The sequence below is a fragment of the Neisseria sp. 83E34 genome (assembly GCF_001308015.1).
Lineage (GTDB): Bacteria > Pseudomonadota > Gammaproteobacteria > Burkholderiales > Neisseriaceae > Neisseria.
The window spans coordinates 1-1,176 of record NZ_LGYH01000029.1 but is presented as its reverse complement, the minus strand read 5'-3'; the positions used below and the strand labels follow the sequence as shown (position 1 = coordinate 1,176).

Genomic DNA, 1,176 nt, shown 5'->3' with positions numbered 1-1,176 from the left:
GAAAAATTTGAACGTAGCAAACCGCACGTAAACGTTGGCACCATTGGTCACGTTGACCATGGTAAAACCACACTGACCGCAGCGTTGACAACTATTCTGGCTGAAAAATTCGGCGGTCAGGCAAAAGGCTACGACCAAATCGATAATGCCCCGGAAGAAAAAGCCCGCGGTATTACTATTAATACTTCACACGTAGAATACGAAACTGAAACCCGTCACTACGCTCACGTAGACTGTCCGGGTCACGCTGACTACGTTAAAAATATGATTACCGGTGCTGCCCAAATGGATGGCGCAATTTTGGTATGTTCAGCTGCAGACGGTCCTATGCCGCAAACCCGCGAACACATCTTGTTGGCTCGTCAGGTAGGCGTACCTTACATTATCGTGTTTATGAATAAATGCGATATGGTTGACGATCCCGAATTGTTGGAATTGGTTGAGATGGAAATTCGCGATCTGCTTTCTAGCTACGATTTCCCAGGTGATGACTGTCCGATTGTTCAAGGTTCTGCATTGAAAGCCTTGGAAGGTGATGCTGCATACAAAGAAAAAATTTATGAGTTGGCTGCTGCGTTGGATAGTTACATTCCTACGCCTGAGCGTGCAGTTGACAAACCTTTCTTGCTGCCGATTGAAGACGTGTTCTCTATTTCTGGTCGTGGTACTGTAGTAACTGGTCGTGTAGAGCGTGGTATCATCAATGTAGGCGATGAAATCGAAATCGTAGGTTTGAAAGAAACCCAAAAAACCACATGTACCGGTGTGGAAATGTTCCGTAAATTATTGGATCAAGGTCAAGCTGGTGATAACGTTGGTGTTCTGTTGCGTGGTACTAAGCGTGAAGAAGTGGAACGTGGTCAAGTATTGGCTAAACCGGGCACAATTACTCCCCATACCAAATTCAAGGCGGAAGTATACGTTTTAAGTAAAGAAGAGGGTGGTCGTCACACTCCATTCTTTGCAAACTACCGTCCTCAGTTCTACTTCCGTACGACTGACGTAACAGGTGCTGTTACTTTGGAAGAAGGCGTAGAGATGGTAATGCCGGGTGAGAATGTTGCGATTACTGTAGAACTGATTGCACCGATTGCTATGGAAGAAGGCTTGCGCTTTGCGATTCGTGAAGGTGGCCGTACCGTAGGTGCTGGTGTGGTTTCTTCTATCATTGCTTAA

At 45.9% G+C, this 1,176-nt stretch carries 1 protein-coding gene; it reads left to right on the top strand.

Annotated elements, in window-relative coordinates; translation table 11 throughout:
• Window positions 1-1,176 (top strand): elongation factor Tu (gene tuf / locus AKG09_RS11485; RefSeq protein ID WP_231623949.1); only part of this gene is annotated, 1,176 nt, incomplete at its 5' end.